The sequence below is a fragment of the Sphingomonas sp. 37zxx genome, from assembly GCF_000786205.1.
Classification (GTDB): Bacteria; Pseudomonadota; Alphaproteobacteria; order Sphingomonadales; family Sphingomonadaceae; genus Sphingomonas.
In genome coordinates, this window is sequence record NZ_JROH01000024.1 from 34,422 (window position 1) to 53,018 (window position 18,597).

Here is an 18,597-nt window from a genome sequence, read left to right on the forward strand (position 1 = left end):
AACGATAGAGGACACATCATCGACCCACAACTGGTCTTGTCAGGACTTATTGTGGTTTTATCGCTTGCCGGAGCGCCGCGACCTCGTCGCGACAGGTCATACGGCGCTCGCCCCGGTCGAAACCAAGCGCCACCACCAAGGGGTCGACCGCGCCGGCAGACCGCGATGCAGAGGCATGGACTTCGTCGACGCCGCTTTGCGCAAGCAACTGCGCGACATTGCCGCCGCGCACCCCGGCCCCTGCCGCAATCCGGCACCGGCCAGCCGCGCGAGTCACCATTTCGCGCAGCACAGCGGCACCTTCGAGCGCCGAAACCGCACCGCCCGAACTCAGGATACGGTGAAACCCAAGCGCCACCGCCATGTCGACCGCAGCCGCCTTGTCGGCGACCAGATCGATCGCGCGATGCAGCGACAGCTCGATCGGCTTGCCTGCAATTGTTTGTTGTTGACCAAAACATTCCGCCCAGGCGCGCGACTGCGCTTCGTTTAGCGCGCCGTCACGGCACGCACCGAATACCAGCCCGTCGGCCCCCGCCGCCACCAGCGCCTTGCCCTCGGCCAATGCCAGCGCAAAATCGGCATCGGCATAAGCAAAATCACCGGCACGCGGACGCACCATCGCATGAACGGTCACCCCCGCCGGCCGCGCATGCGCCAAAGCCGCCTCGAGCAAGCTGGTGGTCGGCGTCAGCCCGCCCAGCGCCAGCGCGCTGCACAGCTCGATGCGATCGGCACCGCCGGCCACTGCCGCCGCTGCGCCGGCACCGTCTTCCACACAGATTTCGAGCAAAGTCATGCCATGATGGTATCGCGCCTACCGGGCCGGTGCAACGGCGCGCATAACCTTTGAAACGCAACACTTGCCCTTGAGTGGTATTATAGTGTCTAAATTGGTTGTATTTCGACGAGAACGAACAAGGGGTTTGGTAAATGGGTATCGGTACGCACAGGGTGATCGCACTCTCGGCGGCGACCGCCGCACTGACGGCGAGCCTGGCCGCAATCCCGGTGGCGGCACAGCAAACCGCCCTGGTGCCGCTGCCTGCATCGATTACCCCGGCAAAGGGCGCGCTGGTCGTGACCGACGGCACTGCGATCGCGATCGACGCGGGCGATGCAGGGGCCGCCATCGCCGCCAAGCTGTTGATCGAGCATGTCGCGCGCGACCGCGGCCTTCGCCTTTCGACCACCGGCACCGCACCGCGCATCCGCTTCGCGCGTGATCCGGCGATTACCGGCGGCGAAACCTATCGGCTGACGGTCGCCGCCGATGGCATCCGGATCGCGGCATCGGGCGATTCGGGCCTGCTCTATGGCGCGATGACGCTGGCGCAATTGCTCAGCCCCGACCGGGCGATGGGCAAGCCGGTGCGGCTGTCGGCAATGACGATCGAGGATCAACCCCGTTTCGGCTGGCGCGGGCTGATGGTCGATGTCGCGCGGCATTTCCAGCCGATCGGGGAAGTTCGCAAGATCGTCGATCAGATGGTGGGGCTGAAGCTCAACCGGCTGCACCTGCACCTGACCGACGATCAGGGCTGGCGGTTCGAGGTGAAGCGCTATCCGCTGTTGACGCAGATCGGCGCATGGCGCGCTTCGCCAAGCGCGGGTGAAGCCCCGATCGAACGGGTCGGCGGCTTTTATACCCAGGATGAGCTGCGCGCACTGGTCGCCTATGCCGCGCAGCGCGGCATCACGATCGTGCCCGAGGTCGACTTTCCCGGCCATGTCCAGGCGGTGGTCGCCGCCTATCCGCAATTCGGCGTGTTCGGCGATCGCCCGGTGGTGTCGAACGAATGGGGGATCAGCCCCTATCTGCTCAATCCGGGACCGGAGGGCATGACCTTCGTCAAGCAGGTGCTCGACGAGCTGGTCGACATCTTCCCCGGCGAATTCGTCCATATGGGCGGCGACGAAGCGGTGAAGGACCAGTGGAAGCGCTCGCCCAAGGTGCAGGCACAGATGCAGGCGCTGGGGATCAAGAGCGAAGACGCGCTGCAAAGCTGGATGACCGAGCAATTCGGCCAGCATCTGGCGGCGCGCGGACGGCGGCTGATCGGCTGGGACGAAATCCTGGAGGGCGGCATTCCGCCCAGCGCCTCGATCATGTCGTGGCGCGGCGAAAAGGGCGCGATCGACGCCGCGCGCGAGGGGCATGACGTGGTGCTTTCCCCCGCCCCCACCCTGTATCTCGATGCCCTGCAAAGCGCGCAGGCCAGCGAACCGCCAGGCCGGATTTCGGGGCGCGACGAGCCGGGCAAGACCCCCGCCGAAATCGCCGGGCGCTTGGCGAATGTTTATGCCTATAACCCGATGCCGAGCGAAATTCCCGCCGATAAGCGGCATCATGTGCTGGGCGCACAGGGCAATGCCTGGAGCGAATATCTGGTGACGCCGTATCAGGTGCAGCACATGTTCTTCCCCCGCGCCGCCGCGATCGCCGAAATGACCTGGTCGCCGCAGGAATCGCGCAATTTCGATCGCTTCGTCACCCGGCTGATGCCGCAGATCGCGCGCTGGAAACGGGCGGGCGTGCAAGTGGCCGACAGCGCCTTTGCCGTCACCTTTGCGATGCGCGAATCGCGCGCCGATGCGCTTCGCACGGGCAGCGCGACGATCGATCTGCAAACCCAGACCGGCTATGGCACGATCCGCTACACCACCGACGGATCGACCCCCACCGCAAGCGCGCGCGCCTATCGCGAGCCGTTGAAAGTGAAAACCGGCACCACCATCCGCGCGGTCAGCTTTGCCGCCGATGGCCAGCCGACGGCGGAGGCGCGAAGCTTCGATGCCACCCGCGCGGGGCTGTTGCGGCGGACGAGTTCGGACATGGCCGCCTGCCCCAATGGCGCGCTTGGGCTTCGCGTGCCGCTGCATGCCGAACAACCGGGCAATGCGCCCGCCTATAACGTCAACCTGTTCGACACCTGCACGCTCTATCCCGCAGCGCCGCTCGACATCGCGCGCGGCTTTACCGTCACCGTCGCACGGCTGGCGCGGCATTATGGTCTGGCGCATGAGGCGGGCGCGCTTCGGCGGCATTTCAACGTCACCCCGCATGGCGAATTGGTGATCACCGCCGGCTGCCCGGTGCGGCCATCGCAGAAACAGCCCAATGTCCCCGCCGATCAGGCGAACCCGCCGGTCATCGCCACCTTCGTCCTGCCCGATCCGGCGACGACGCCGAACCGCTTTGACCTCAGCGGCAGCATTGCCGGGGTGACTGGCGAGCGCGACCTGTGCTTCCAGTTCACCTCGCCGCTGTCCGAACCCTATTACACGATCGAAAACGTGCAATTGACGGAGAAGGCGCAATGAAGCGCGCCTGGCTGGCAACGCTGCCGCTGATCCTTGCCTCCACCGCGATCGCCGGCCCGCGTCAGGTGGTGTGGCTGCACGATGGCTGGGAAGCGCGGATCGACCCTGCAAAGGCCGAGGATGCCGCCAAACAGCCCAAATCGGCGGCGTGGCAGCCGGCAACGGTGCCCGGCCATATCCAGCTCGATCTGGTGCGTTCGGGCCAGGTGCCCGATCCGTTCATCGGCACCAACGAAGCCGCGATTCAATGGGCAGGGCTGACCAACTGGCAATATCGCCGCACGCTCAACGTCACCGCCGCGATGCTCAAACGCGACCGCGTCGATCTGGTGTTCGACGGGCTCGATACCTTTGCCACGGTGTTCGTGAATGGCGAGCGCTTGCTGGAGGCGAACAACGCGCATCGCCGCTGGCGGGTGCAAGCAAAGTCGGCGCTGCGCGTGGGCGACAATGAAATCCTGATCCAGTTCCGCTCGCCGATCCGCGAGCTGCAACCGATGGTGCTCGCGCTCGAAAACCCGCTGCCCGGCGAATATGACAGCGCCTTTGGCGACGAGCCGAAACGGCGCCAGACCTCGCCCTATATCCGCAAGCCAAAATACCAATATAGCTGGGACTGGGCGCCGCGGATCGTCAACCAGGGACCGTGGCAGCCGGTGCGCGTCGAGGCATGGGACGATGCCCGCATCGACCTGCTGGCGGTGGACCAGAGCGCGATCACCGCCGTCGAAGCGCGGGTCGTCGCACGGCTTCAGGTCGATGCGGTGCGCGCAGGGACGCACCGCGCGCAGATCCGCGTGACCGGTCCCGATGGCCGGGTCGTGCGTGCCGAGCAGCGCTTTGCCGTCGAACCGGGGCGCAACACCGTGCTGGTGCCGATCAGCATCGCAAAGCCGCAGCGGTGGCAGCCTGTTGGGCTGGGTGAGCAGCCGCTGTACCGCGTGCAGGCCGAGCTTCGGCACGGCAACGAAACGATCGACACCGCCGAACGGCGCACAGGGCTGCGCGCGGTCGAGCTGGTGCGGCAGAAAGGCAGTTTCGGCTTTCGAATCAACGGCACCGAGATTTTCGCCAAGGGCGCGAACCTGATCCCGTTCGACAGTTTTCCCACGCGAGTGACCGACGCACAGATGCGCCAGGTGCTGCAAAGCGCGCGCGATGCGAACATGAACATGATCCGCGTGTGGGGCGGCGGCCATTATCTGCCCGACAGCTTCTATGACATGGCCGATGAAATGGGCCTGATGATCTGGCAGGATTTCATGTTCGGCGGCGCGGTGACGCCCCCCGATGCCGATTTCCGCGACAATGTGCGGGTGGAGGCAGAGGAGCAGGTCGATCGGCTTGCCCCGCATCCCTCGATCGTGCTGTGGGGCGGCAATAACGAAGTGCAGTCGGGCTGGGAAAACTGGTCCGATCGCACCGCCTGGAAACGCCGGGTGGGGGCCGATGAGCAGGAGCGCACCGGCGTCGGCATGGCGGTGTTGTTCGATCGCGTGCTGCGCGTCGCCGCCGCGCGCGACAGCGACGTCCCCTATTGGCCCGGATCGCCCTCGACAGATTTCGAAGGACCAACCGATACCGACGCCGATGGCGACCGCCATTTCTGGGACGTATGGTCGGGCAGCAAGCCGGTGGAGCGCTATCTCGACAGTTGCCCGCGATTCATGTCCGAATATGGGTTCCAGGCGATGCCGAACATGGCGACCATCGCCGCCTTCGGGGCCGACAAGCTCGATCCCGAAGCCCCGGCGATGCGCGCGCACCAAAAGTTCCTGGCGGGCGACGGCAACCAGCGGCTGACCCTCTATGTCGATCAGCGCGTGCGCAAGGCCGCTGATTTCGCCGATTTCGCCTATCTGACGCAGGTGAACCAGATGGAGGCGATCGAATTGGCGGCGCGGCATCATCGCGCGTGCCGGCCAACGACATTGGGGTCGCTATACTGGCAGATGAACGATGTGTGGCCCGCGATCAGTTGGGCCAGCGTCGATTATTTCGGCCGGTGGAAGCTGTTGAACTTCGCCGCGCGGCGTTTCTTTGCGCCGCAGGCGATCGTCGCCGAACGCACCGACAAGACGCGGATCACGCTGGTGTCCGACGCGCTAACCCCGATCGCGGCGACCTGGCGGCTGAGCGTGCGCGACATGGGCGGCGCGATCCTGTCGCAGCGCGAAGCGGCGGTGACGCTGCCCGCCAATGGCGTTCAGCATATTGCCGAGCTGGACGACGCGGCGCTGTTCGGCGGCGCGCCCGCCAATGCCAGCTATGCGATTGCCGAATTGCTGGTGGATGGCCGGGTGATCGACCGCGATCTGGTCGAGCGGCTGATGCCGCGCGAGATGGCCTATCCCGCGCCGGGCCTGTCGGCGCGCTGGGACGGCAATCGCGTGACGGTCAGCGCCACCCAATTGGCGCGCGCGGTGATGCTCGATTTCGGCACGCTCGATGCCCGCCCGTCCGACAACGGATTCGATCTGTTGCCCGGCGAAAGCAGGACGATAACCGTCACCTCCGATCAAGACGCCGCGCAACTGGCGCAGGCACTAACGCTTCGCAGCTTGGGGCAGACACGATGATCCTTCCGTTCCTGCTGCTCCAGGCAGCCACCACCCAGGTCGAGACGGTGCCGCCGCAAACCCCGCCTGCGGGCGAAGCTGCACCGGCCAAGGCGGCTGACCCGATCGCCAGCGCCATCGCGCGCATGTCGATCGAGGAAAAGGCGGCACAGATGCAAAATGGCGCGCCCGCCAGCGCGGCTGCCAAACTGCCCGCCTTTGACTGGTGGAACGAGGGCCTGCACGGGCTGGCCCGCAACGGCCACGCCACGGTGTTTCCGCAGGCGATCGGCATGGCCGCGACCTGGGACCGCGCGCTGGTGCTCCGCATCGGCGAAGTCGTGTCGACCGAGGCACGCGCGCGCTTCAACGCCAAGCCGGCGACCGCCGATCGCCGCATTTATGAAGGGCTGTCGATCTGGTCGCCCAACATCAACATCTTTCGCGATCCACGCTGGGGGCGCGGACAGGAAACCTATGGCGAAGACCCGTTCCTGACCGCGCGAATGGGCGTCTCGTTCGTGCAAGGCTTGCAGGGGCCGGACCCAAAACAGCCGCGCGTCATCGCAACGCCCAAGCATCTGGCGGTGCATAGCGGGCCGGAATCGGGCCGTGACAGTTTTTCGGCGCAGGTATCGGCACAGGATCTGGAGGCGTCGTATCTGCCCGCCTTTCGCGCGGCGGTGACCGAAGGCGCGGCGCAATCTTTGATGTGCGCGTACAACGCGATCGGCGGCGTCCCCGCCTGCGCCAACGCCCCGCTGCTGATCGATCGGCTTCGCGGCGACTGGGGCTTTACCGGCCTGACCGTTTCCGATTGCGGCGCGGTCGGCAATATCGACCAGTTCCTGCATTACCGCCCCGATAGCGCTTCGGCGGCGGCGGCGGCGTTGCAGGGCGGGACCGACCTGAATTGCGGATCGACCTATGCCGCATTGCCCGCCGCCGTCGCGCGCGGGCTGGTGACCGAAGCCGAGATCGACCAATCGCTTGCCCGCGTCTTTGCGGCGCGCCGGGCGCTTGGCATCGGCTTTGGCGGGGTCAGCCGCTGGGCGGCGATCACCCCCGATCAGGTCGCAACCCCGGCGCATGCCGCCACCGCATTGGAGGCAGCGCGCAAATCGATCGTGCTGCTGCGCAACGAAGCCGGACGATTGCCGCTGCCCGCGACCAGCCGGATCGCGGTGGTGGGGGCCAATGCCGATGATCTGGGCGTGTTGCAGGGCAATTATCACGGCACCGCCATCGCGCCGGTAACCCCGCTCGACGGGATTCGGACAGGCTTTGGCGCGGATCGGGTCCGCTATGCCCAAGGATCGCTGCTGGCCGAGGGATCGGCGGTGGTCATCCCCGAAACCGCGCTTCGCCACGATGGCAAGCCCGGACTTCGCGCCGAATATTTCGCCGCGCCGCACGTCGGCGGCATGCCCGTCGCCACGCGGCAGGACCGCCGGATCGATTTCGACTTCAACCGCGCCGCCCCGCTGCCGTCGCTGACGCCGGGGGCTTTTTCAGCGCGCTGGACGGGCGAATTCGTGCCCCCCGGCCCCGGCCGCTATCGCCTGATCGTCGAAGTGCCGCGCTGCTGGGCGAACTGCACGTCGCATGATTCGGTGCGGCTGTGGATCGACGGCAAGCAGGTGCATTCAGGCGAACTGCCAAGCGGCAGGGTCGAAACCGATGTCGATGGCCAAAGGCCGGTGGCGATCCGGCTCGAACTCGACAAGCAATCGGGCGATGACGGCATCCGCCTGATGTGGCTGCCGCCCGCCGAGCCTTTGCTGGCCGAAGCGGTCGCGGCGGCCAAGGCGTCCGACGTCACTGTCGCGGTGCTGGGCCTGTCGCCCGATTTGGAGGGCGAAGCGCTGTCGATCTTCGTGCCCGGCTTCACCGGCGGCGATCGCGACGACATCGCGCTGCCGCCGCCGCAGCGCCGGTTGTTGCAGGCGCTGAAGGACACCGGCAAACCGATCATCCTGGTGCTTGCCTCGGGCAGCGCGGTCGCGGTCGATCCGCAGGCCGCCGATTCGATCCTGCAACTATGGTATCCAGGCGAGGCTGGCGGCACCGCGCTTGCCGAAACGCTGCTGGGTACGAACAACCCGTCGGGGCGGCTGCCGGTCACCTTCTACAAATCGACCGGCGATCTGCGCCCCTTTGTCGATTACGGGATGAAGGAGCGCACCTATCGCTATTTCACCGGCGAGCCGCTCTGGGGCTTTGGCCACGGCCTGAGCTACACGCGCTTCACCTATCAGCCGCCGCAAGCGCCGCGCGCGATTGCAGCGGGTGAGACGCTGGCGGTCACGGTCAAGCTGCGTAACAGCGGTGACCGCGCGGGCGATGAAGTGGTGCAGGCGTATCTGGTGCCACCGGCGACGCGCGAACAGCCCCGGCTGACCACGCCGGTCCTGCGTCACCAATTGGCGGCGTTCGATCGCTTATCGCTGCGCCCCGGTGCCAATGGCACGCTGCGGCTGTCGATTAACCCGCGCGCGATGAGCAGCGTCGATCGCGCCGGGATGCGCCGGGTCGTGCCTGGTGAATATCGGCTGTGGATCGGCGGCGGCCAGCCCGAAACCGCCCCCGGCAACTGGGTTCGCTTCACCGTCACCGGCGATGCAGTGGAGTTGCCCAAATGATCGATCGCCGCAGCTTCATCGCAGGCACCGCCGCGCTTGCCGCAGCACCCGCAGCGGCGCAGATCGGCGCACCCGCGACGATCCGCTTCCGCCCGCCGGTGCCCGCCCCCGGCGAGATGCCGAGCCTTCGTCCCGTCGCCGCCGACCGCCGCTTCACCAGCCGCGCGGTCGAGCGCGAAATCGTGCGGGTGTCCAAGGGGATCGCCGACCCCAAGCTTCGCTGGATGTTCGGCAATTGCTATCCCAACACGCTCGACACCACGGTGACGATGCGGACGATCGGCGGCGCACCCGATGCCTTTGTCATCACCGGCGATATTCCCTGCCTGTGGCTGCGCGATTCGGCGGCGCAGCTTCGCCCCTATCTTCACCTGGTGCGCGACGACGCGCCGCTGGCCGAACTGTTTCGCGGGCTGATCGGGCGGCAGGCGCGATCGGTGCTGATCGATCCTTATGCCAATGCCTTCATGGAAGACCCCGGTGCCCCGACCAATTTGAGCTGGGCGCTGGCCGACAAAACCCTGATGAAACCGGGCGTGGCCGAGCGGAAATGGGAGATTGATTCGCTCTGCTATTTCCTGCGCCTCAGCCATGATTACTGGCAGGCGACGCGCGATCCGCGCCCCTTCACCACCGAATGGGCAGCCGCCGCACGGGCGGTGATCGCCACTTTCCGCGCGCAGCAGCGGATCGACGGCCCCGGCCCCTATCGCTTTCAGCGCAATGCCGGCCAGCCGATCGAAACATTGCTGGAGGGGCTTGGCAATCCGACGCGGCCCAATGGCATGATCCATTCGATGTTCCGGCCATCGGACGATGCCTGCCTCTATTCATTGTTCGTCCCCGCCAATTTGTTTGCGGTGACGACGCTGCGCGAACTCGCCGCCATCGCGATCGGCGCGCGGGGCGATGCCGCCTTGGCGAGCGACGCGGCCGCGCTTGCCGACGAAGTCGAGCGCGCGACCACCGAACATGGCCGGATGCGCCTGGCCGATGGCAGCGACGTTTGGGCCTATGAAGTCGATGGCTTTGGCAACGCGGTGTTCATGGACGATGCCAATGTCCCGTCGCTGCTGGGGCTGGCGTTCCTCGGCTGTGTCAGCCCCGACGATCCGCGCTGGCAGCGGACGGCGGCGGCGGTGTGGAGCGATCGCAACCCCTGGTTTATCCGGGGCCGCGCTGCCGAGGGCGTGGGCGGGCCGCATGTCGGGCGTAATCAGGTCTGGCCGATGTCGATGATCGTGCGCGCCTTTTCCACCGCCGACGAACAGGTGATCCGCGCGATGCTGCGCCAGTTGCGCGACACCGATGGCGGCACCGGGCTGATCCACGAAGCCTTTGAGGCCGATGATCCCAGCCGCTTCACCCGCGAATGGTTTGCCTGGGCCAATGGCCTGTTCGGCCAGTTGATTGTCCATCTTCACCGCACGCGCCCCGCGCTGTTGGGAGCAGCCCTATGAAACTCAATCGTCGCAGCCTGCTCACCTCGGCTGGCATTGCCGCCATCGGCCAGGCGTTGCCCGTCACCGCCGCCTTTTCGGCGCAATCGCCGCGCACCGCCCCCAATTTGTTCATCGGCACCGGCGGCACCGGCCACACCTATCCCGGCGCGACCCTCCCCTGGGGCATGGTGCAATTATCGCCCGACACCGGGGTCGAGCGGTGGGAAACCTGTTCGGGCTATCATCAGGATGATGGCTCGATCATGGGGTTCAGCCACACCCATTTGTCGGGCACCGGGATCGGCGACATGCTCGACGTGCTGGTGGTGCCCGCGCGTGGCCCGGTGCAACTGGTGCCCGGCCCGCGCGAAAACCCCGATGCGGGCTATCGCCAGCGCTTTCGCGACGAACATGCCGAGCCGGGCTTTTATCGGGTGACACTGGAAAACGGCGTCACCGCCGAATTGACGGCGACCGATCGCACCGGCTGGCATCGCTATCGCTTCCCCGCCGGTCCCGCGCATCTGCTGATCGACTTGTCGCATCTGGTGCTCGATCAAAGCGACCGATCGCCGCTGATCGACCAGGCGACGCTGGCGGTCGATGCCGATGGCATGCTGACCGGCGGTCGCCGCGTGCATCGCTGGGCCAAGGGGCGGCTGATCTTCTTTGCGATGCAGCTATCGCGGCGGCCCGATCGCATCACCTTCTACGGCGATAATGATGCCCAGCAGCCGGCGGGCACGCGATCGGTTGCGGGCAACCGGCTGAAGGCGGTGCTGCACTATGACGATGCGGGCGCTGCCCCGATCCTGGTCCGTTGCGGCATTTCGGGGGTCGATATTGCCGGCGCACGCGCAAATCTGGCCGCCGAGGCGCGGCATTGGGATTTCGACGCCATCCGCCGCGCCGCGCGCACCCGCTGGGATCGCGAGCTGGATCGGATCACGGTAACCGGCGGCTCGCCCGACGAGCGGACGATCATGGCGTCGTCGATCTATCATTCGCTGCTGGCCCCCACGCTGTTTTCCGATGTCGACGGGCGCTATCGCGGGCTGGATCGCCAGGTGCACAAGCTGGCGCGCGGCGAGGCGGCCTTTTCCACCTATTCGCTGTGGGACACCTATCGCACGCTGCACCCGCTGCTGACGCTGGTCGCGCCATCACAGGCGCAGCGGCTGGTGGTGGACCTGATCCGCCAGACGCAGCAAAGCCCATTCGGTCCGCCGGTATGGCCGCTCCAGGGGGTCGAGACCGGCACGATGATCGGCTGGCATGCGGTGCCGGTGCTGGCCGAGGCGCAGGCAAAGGGCATTGCCGCCGATTATGCCGCCGCGCTGCCCGCGATCCTTCGCCGCAGCTTCGATTTCACCGCACCTGACAAGGATAACAGCCGCGGCCGGGCACTGTATGACAAGCTGGGCTATGTGCCCGCCGACAAGGTATTCGAAAGCGTCAGCCGCACCCAGGAATATGCCTATGACGATTGGGCATCGTCGCACATCGCCCGCGCGGCGGGACAGTCGCAGGATGCCCAGCGGCTGCTTCGCCGGTCGGGCAATTGGCGCAACACGATCGACGCCGAAATCGGCTTTGCCCGCCCGCGCTTTGAAAACGGCAGCTGGTGGACGCCCTATGATCCGATCCAATTGGGGCACATGCCACAGCCGTGGTGGCGCGATTATACCGAAGCCAATGGCTGGCAGGCGACGTTCCTGAACCAGCACGACATTTACGGCATGATCGAGCATCTGGGCGGCGATCGCGCGTTCGAGGCAAAGCTGGATGCGTTCTTCAACGCGCCATCGACCCTGCCCGAAAACGCGCCGCCCGATATTTCGGGATTGGTCGGCCAATATGCCCATGGCAACGAACCCGATCAGCACGCCGCTTACCTATATGCCTATGTCGGCGCGCCGTGGAAGACACAGGCGATGGTGCGGCGCTTGCTGACCGACATGTACAAGAACGATCCCGACGGGATCATCGGCAACGATGATTGCGGCCAGATGAGCGCGTGGTTCGTGCTGTCGGCGCTTGGGTTTTACCCCGTCGATCCGGTCGAATGCGCCTATGTCTTTGGCTCGCCCTTGTTCGAGCGCGCCGAGCTTCGCCTCGAAAATGGCCGCAGCCTGATCGTCGAGGCACCGGGCAACGGCCCCACCACCCCTTACGTCCGCGCGGTGACGTGGAACGGCAAGCCGTGGGCCAAAAGCTGGATTTCACATGCCGATCTGATTCAGGGCGGTCGCCTCGTCTTTGACATGAGCACCATTCCCGTCCCCGCCTTTGGCCAGCCACTGGCCAGCCGCCCGCCCTCCTTTGGCCAGATGGCCGACCGACGCGCTAAGGAACCATCATGACCGACATCAGCCGCCGCAGCCTGATCGCTACCGGGCTTGCCGCCCCGCTTGCCGCCTGCGCCACCCCGCGTGCCGCGCTGTCCCCTGCCCCGGTGGCGGGCGAACCCCTGCCGACCGCCGCGCGCGGCGCCCCCGCACCGTTCGGCGCGCTGCCGTCATGGCGACAGACGGTGTGGCACCGGCGCGAAGCCTATGCCTTCATCCATTTTTCGATCAACACCTTCACCGACAAGGAATGGGGCTTTGGCGACGAAAGCCCGTCGCTGTTCAACCCGACCGACTTCAACGCCGACCAGATCGTCGCCGCTGCCAAGACCGGCGGGATGCACGGCATCGTGCTGACCGCCAAGCATCATGACGGCTTTTGCCTGTGGCCGACCAAGCTGACCGAACATTGCGTGCGCAACAGCCCGTATAAGGACGGCAAGGGCGACATTGTTCGCGAGTTCGAGCAAGCCTGCCGCCGCCAGAACATGGCGTTCGGCCTGTATCTGTCGCCGTGGGACCGCAACCATCCCGATTATGGCCGGCCCGCTTATGTCGACTATTTCCGCGGCCAGATCGTCGAGCTTTGCACCCAATATGGCGAATTGTTCGAATTTTGGTTCGACGGTGCCAATGGCGGCGACGGCTATTATGGCGGCGCGCGCGAGACGAGGCGGATCGACGCGCCCGCTTATTATGACTGGCCGACCACGATCGCGCTGGTGCACCGGCATCAGCCAATGGCCTGCACTTTCGACCCGATGGGTTCGGACATCCGCTGGATCGGCAATGAAGAGGGGCATGCCGGCGATCCATGCTGGCCGACGATGCCCGCCGCCCCCTATACCCAGGAAAACGGCAATTCGGGGGTGCGCGGCGGCGCGCTGTGGTGGCCCGCTGAAACCAACACCTCGATCCGGCCCGGCTGGTTCTATCATTCCGACGAGGATGCCCGCGTCAAAAGCCCCGAGCGGCTGATGCAGTTTTTCGACGAATCGGTGGGGCGCGGCACCAACATGCACCTGAACCTGCCGCCCGACCGGCGCGGCCAGATTCATCCGCACGACGTGGCGGTGCTCACCGCGTTCGGCAATGCGGTACGCGCCAGCTTCGCGACCGACTTGGCGCAAGGCGCAGTCGCCAGCGCCAGCCACGAACGCGGCCCCGACTTTGCCGCTGCCAAGGTGCTCGATGGCGATTGGCGGACCTATTGGTCGGCCCCCGATGGCGTCACCACTCCCGAACTGGTGCTCGACCTGCCGCCGGGCGAAGCGTTCGACCTGATCCGGCTGGAGGAATATCTGCCGCTGGGGGTGCGCGTGACCCGGTTTGCGGTCGATGCCGAAATCGACGGCGGCTGGCGGCAATTGGCCGAACATGCCTGTATCGGCCAGTCGCGGATCATCCGGCTGCCACAGCCGGTCACCGCGCGCCGGGTGCGGCTGCGGATTACCGAGGCGCCGGTCTGCCCCGCGATCAGCCGCGTCGCGCTGTTCCGCTCGGTCGCGCCGGTGCCGGTGCCGCCGCCGGTGTCACGCGATCCCAGCCTGTTGTCGACCGCGAGCTGGAAAGTGATCGAGGCAAGCGGCCCCAATGCCGAACGCCTGCTAGACGGCGATCCGGGGACCAGTTGGGTGGTTGCCGCCCCCACGCCCGGCGCACCCGCGCGCGTGGTGTTCGATATGGGCACCGCACAAATGCTCGCCGGGATCAGCATCACGCCGTCACGCGCGGTGATGAACGGAGCCTCGCCACCGCGCGGCTTCGTCGCCGAAACCAGCAGCGATGGCAAAAACTGGACGCTGGCGGCGGGGGGCGAACTGCCCAACATCGCCTATGCCCGCTCCACCCAACGGCTTGCCTTTGCCCGGCCGGTACAGGCGCGGTTCCTTCGCCTGCAATTCGACGAACTGGCGGTGCCGGCGGCTCGGCTGGCGGTGGCGGGTGTCGGCGCGTTCACGACCGGACCTGCCGCCTAGAGGTATTGTCCAGGTCATGCCGGGGTTTGAAGCGGGTCGCAAAGCCCGCTCGACCCCGGCATGAACCTGTCCCATACTTTGGAAACTATGTTACCTATATGACACACCGGACTGTAAAGGTATTACTTGGGTATTGACATAATAGGCTGATTAATTCGATCTTCCCGGCAACGCAGCGCGATGACGCGCAGCTATCAACGCATCACCCGGGGGGATCACATGCTATTAAAACCAGGCGCATCCATATTGGCCTTGACGGCCGGTCTGATGGCCGCCGCACCAGCGCTGGCCCAATCGACCGATCAGGACGCACTGCTGCCGGCAAGTGCCGCAACCGAAATCGCCGATACCGATGATGATGGCGCAGCCCTGCCGGGCAGCGCAGCGCAGCAGTCCGATCGCGACCAGATCGTCGTCACCGGCACCCGCATCGTTCGCCCCAACAACCGCTCGGCCGCCCCGATCATCACCACCACCGCCAGGGACATCGCGGTGCAGGGCGCCACGACGATCGAAGAAGTGCTGAACCGCCTGCCGCAGGTCCAGCCGAACGCCGAACAGAATTATGCTGATTCGGACGGTCGTCAGCGCATCAAGCTTCGCAGCCTGGGCTTTGAGCGCACGCTGACGCTGATCGACGGTATGCGGATCGGCCTGCAAAATGGCGGCGACGTTGGCCTCATCCCGAACGTGCTGGTCGAGCGGATCGACGTGCTGAGCGGCGGTGCCTCGTCGGTCTATGGTTCGGACGCGGTTTCGGGCGTCGTGAACTTCATCCTCAAGAAGAATTTCGAAGGGCTGACGGTCACCGGCAACTACAGCCTGTACAATCACAACAACCGCGCCAACGAAGTCACCGATGCAGCGGGCCGCGCGGGCTTCCCTGCTGCGTCGGGCTGGACCAATGACGGCGGGCGCATGGACGTGTCGGCGACCGGGGGCATCAATCTGCTCGACGGCGCGGTCAACATCACCGGCTTCGTCAATTATCGCCAGTCGGGCATCGTGCCGTTGTCGGCGCGCAGTACCTCGGCGTGCGAAGTGACCCAGCCGACCAAGGACGGACCACTGGCATGCTCGCTGGCATCGTTCGTACCGGCCGGCACGATCATTCCGCTGTCGGGCGCACAATCGGGACAGTTGCTGGTCAATAATCCCAATGGCAACGGCACGTTCGTTCCGCTGAACAGCGCGCCGGGCACGCAGGCCAATCCGTTTGACGATTTCAGCTTCCAGCGTGAATTCAAGCGGATCAACGCCGGCGGTTTCCTGACCGCGCAATTGTCGAGCGACATCGAATTCTATTCGTCGGCGCTGTGGTATCGTGATCGCTCGCGCAACCCGCAGATCAATCGCACGCTGAACTACCAGGCTTATGGCACCCAGCCATATCAGGTGAACTGCAACAATCCGTTCCTGTCATCGACCCAGGCCGGCGTGTTGTGCGGAGCGGCGGCAGGGACCAGCGCCTTGGTTCCGCTCGACGTCCGCTATCGTTTCGGAAGCCTGGAGTCGCGCTATGACGAGTATGAAAATCGCGGCGTGCGGGTGACCGCCGGTTTGCGTGGTCGCGGGTTTGACGATGCGTGGACCTACGACCTGTCGGGTGTCTATGCCGAGAACACCGCAACCGCCGACCTTTTTGCCCTTCCCAACTTTGCCAACATCAACCGGGCGTTGAACGTCGTCAACGTCAACGGTCGGCCAACCTGCCAGTCGGTAGTCAACGGCACCGATCCGGCATGCGTCCCGTTCAATGCGTTCGCCCCGTTCAACAACGATCCCGCACTCAATGCCTATATCAGCGGCACCGACACCCGCACGGGCACCAGTTCGCCGCGGCTGTTCCAGGTTGTCGGCACGATTTCGGGCGACCTCGGGCGCTATGGCATCACGTCGCCTTATGCTGAAGATGGCGTCGCGGTTGCTGTCGGCACCGAATTCCGGTCCGAGCGATTCAAATCCGCCGCCAATGCTGCATTTCGCGCATCGCAGGGCGGCAACGATGCCCGCTTCACGCAAAGCGTGAAGGAAGTGAACGCCGAAGTGCAGGTGCCGCTGGTACAGAATCAGAGCTGGACCGACCTGTTGCAGTTCAACGCCGGCTATCGTCTGTCCGAATATAACCGCCTGGAAGATACGTTCGACACCTGGAAGATCGAAGGGCTGTGGGCACCGATCGCCGACATCACTTTCCGTGGTTCGTATAACAAGGCGCAGCGCGCACCGACGGTGATCGAGGCCGATCAGGCGAGCAACATCAACTATACCAGCATCGGTTCGCGCAACGATCCATGCGCGCCCCAGCCCAACCCGGCCAACCCCAGCCAGCCATTGCCGCCAGCCGCGACGATCGAGCAATGCCGTAACACCGGCCTGCCCGACAATCTCTATGGCAGCGCGGCGCTCAACTGCCCCGACAATAGCTGCACCATCCGCAACGGTGGCTTTGGCCTGATGCCCGAAACGGCATACACCAAGACCTTCGGCGTCGTGTTGCGGCCGCGCTTTCTGCCGGGCCTGACCGTGTCGGTCGATCGCTTCCTCATCGATCTCGAGGATTCGATCAATTTCTTCGCGGCGAATGATTTCCTGAACGGCTGCCTCAGCACCGGGATCGATTATTATTGCCGCGGTATCGTTCGTAATCCGGGCACCTTCACCCTCGCCAGCCCGGCAGGAACGACGCCGACCACCGGCTATATCGCGCAGGGCACCAGCAACGGTTATGAATCCAAGTCGCACGGCTGGGATTTCCAGGGCCAATATGCGCTGCCGCTTGGCAATGTCGGCAGCCTCGACATGGCGTTCAACGGCACGCTGACCACGATGGTCGGCAGCCAGGACGCACCGAACGTGCCGCCACGCAACTGCGTCGGTTATTTCGGTCCTGGTTGCGGCGAGAGCATGGTTGATTGGAGCCACGTGCTCAGCACCACCTGGTCATCGCCAAAGCGCGACGTCAGCATGACGGTGAACTGGCGCCATCACGGTTCACAGACGATCACCTTCAACGCCGATCCGGTAGCGACCGGCATCCCGGTGAACACCGCCGACCGCCGCACGACCTATGCCGAAATCCCGGCCTATAATTATATCGATCTATCGCTGGCGTTCGACATCGCGAAGCGCTTCAACCTGCGCTTCTCGGTCAACAACCTGTTCGACAAGGATCCGCCGCTGCTGCCGAACGCTCGCAACGTTCTCGGCCTGCTGCGTACCAACAGCTTGATGCGGTATGACATGCTCGGCCGTCAGCTCGTCGCCGGTGCGACGATGAAGTTCTAAACTACCCCGGCTCCCGCCATGCCTTGTCGATCAAGGCATGGCGGGACGCCATCAAACCGCGCCTCAGCGCGCAAGCAGCACCGGTAGCCGCGCTGCTTCGATCAGATGGCGGGTAACCCCGCCCAGCAGTATGTCGCGCACCCGCGAATGGGCGAAACCGCCGATCGCGAGCAAATCTGCTTTTTGTTCGAGCGCGAACCTTTCCAGCACTGCCGAAACGTCGCGCCCCGCCGACGACAGCACATGCAGCGTCACCGCATAGCCATGCCGCGCCAGATGGCGGGCAATGTCGCTGCCGGGTGCAGGGCGATTGGGCCTGGCATCGGCTGGATCAACCAACGCGATGTCGATCCGCGCCCCCGAAGGCAGCAAGCGCGTGAGTTCCCGCACCGCCGCCCGCGCTTCGGGGGATGCGTCCCAGCCCACCACCGCCTGCGCCAGCACACTCAGGCCCACACCCTCAGGAAACAACAAAACCGGCCCGCTGCCACTCATCAGCGCCGATTCGATACAGCGACGGCGCAGGCGTTCGCTGCGATAGGCTGAGCGCGGCCCCACCAGCATCATATCGGCATAGCGCCCCTCGACCCGGGCCGCGCCGCTCAGAAATCCAGGCGCATCGGTGATCGCACGCAGCTCGAGCGATAATTCCGATCGGTCGAGTGCTGACCGCAACAGCTCGATCGAGCGTTTCTCGGCAGCGTCGAACGCCAGCATCGCATCGCTGGGGTCGGCATCGGCGTCGAGCGCGTCGATTGCGGCAAACACATCGTTCAACAGCATGACGGTCAAATGCGGCCGCCCATTGGCTGCGCCAAAGTCATGCACCGCACGCAGGAACGGCAATGCCCGCTCGGGATCGTCTACCAGCGCTAAAAGGTCGGCAAGCATGATGTCTCCTGATACCCATGCATCATCCCACGCCAAGAAGCGCGGCGCAAGAATCAGCCGCCAAAGGCCGGCAGCTGGTGGTACAGGACCGTGCCTGTTGATTTTTGCTGAGAGTTGACCCGGGA

At 65.3% G+C, this 18,597-nt stretch carries 9 protein-coding genes; 7 read left to right on the top strand and 2 right to left on the bottom strand.

The window, feature by feature from the left end:
* Window positions 1-46: 46 nt before the first annotated feature.
* Complete coding sequence (locus tag QU44_RS10880; RefSeq protein ID WP_033922177.1) at window positions 47-799, bottom strand: copper homeostasis protein CutC; 753 nt, start codon at window positions 797-799, stop codon at window positions 47-49.
* A gap of 134 nt (window positions 800-933) precedes the next feature.
* On the opposite strand from QU44_RS10880, the gene QU44_RS10885 reads away from it, so the two are divergent.
* The 7 genes from QU44_RS10885 (at window position 934) to QU44_RS10915 (ending at window position 17,581) form a co-directional block, all read left to right on the top strand.
* Window positions 934-3,324 carry a beta-N-acetylhexosaminidase gene (locus QU44_RS10885; RefSeq protein ID WP_081987985.1) on the top strand — a complete coding sequence of 797 codons (2,391 nt, stop codon included), beginning with the start codon at window positions 934-936 and terminating at the stop codon, window positions 3,322-3,324.
* Entirely contained in the window at window positions 3,321-5,903 is a 2,583-nt protein-coding gene (locus QU44_RS10890) for a beta-mannosidase (protein ID WP_033922178.1), read from the top strand. The genes QU44_RS10885 and QU44_RS10890 overlap by 4 nt, the downstream gene beginning before the upstream one ends.
* A complete protein-coding gene (locus QU44_RS10895; RefSeq protein ID WP_081987986.1) occupies window positions 5,900-8,524 on the top strand; it encodes a glycoside hydrolase family 3 C-terminal domain-containing protein in 2,625 nt (874 codons plus the stop codon). The genes QU44_RS10890 and QU44_RS10895 overlap by 4 nt, the downstream gene beginning before the upstream one ends.
* Entirely contained in the window at window positions 8,521-9,984 is a 1,464-nt protein-coding gene (locus QU44_RS10900) for a glycoside hydrolase family 125 protein (protein WP_033922179.1), read from the top strand. Before QU44_RS10895 ends, QU44_RS10900 begins: the two co-directional genes overlap by 4 nt.
* Window positions 9,981-12,329 carry a GH92 family glycosyl hydrolase gene (locus QU44_RS10905; protein ID WP_033922180.1) on the top strand — a complete coding sequence of 783 codons (2,349 nt, stop codon included), beginning with the start codon at window positions 9,981-9,983 and terminating at the stop codon, window positions 12,327-12,329. Before QU44_RS10900 ends, QU44_RS10905 begins: the two co-directional genes overlap by 4 nt.
* Window positions 12,326-14,293, top strand: a complete 1,968-nt coding sequence (locus QU44_RS10910; protein ID WP_033922181.1) for an alpha-L-fucosidase — start codon at window positions 12,326-12,328, stop codon at window positions 14,291-14,293. Before QU44_RS10905 ends, QU44_RS10910 begins: the two co-directional genes overlap by 4 nt.
* Window positions 14,294-14,560: 267 nt before the next feature.
* The gene (locus tag QU44_RS10915) at window positions 14,561-17,581 is read left to right on the top strand and encodes a TonB-dependent receptor domain-containing protein (protein WP_033922182.1); all 3,021 of its coding nucleotides are present in this window, start codon (window positions 14,561-14,563) and stop codon (window positions 17,579-17,581) included.
* Window positions 17,582-17,644: 63 nt separating this feature from the next.
* Here the strand turns inward: QU44_RS10915 and QU44_RS17470 are convergent, their stop codons facing one another.
* Entirely contained in the window at window positions 17,645-18,472 is an 828-nt protein-coding gene (locus tag QU44_RS17470; protein WP_052134685.1) for a universal stress protein, read from the bottom strand.
* Window positions 18,473-18,597 lie beyond the last annotated feature (125 nt).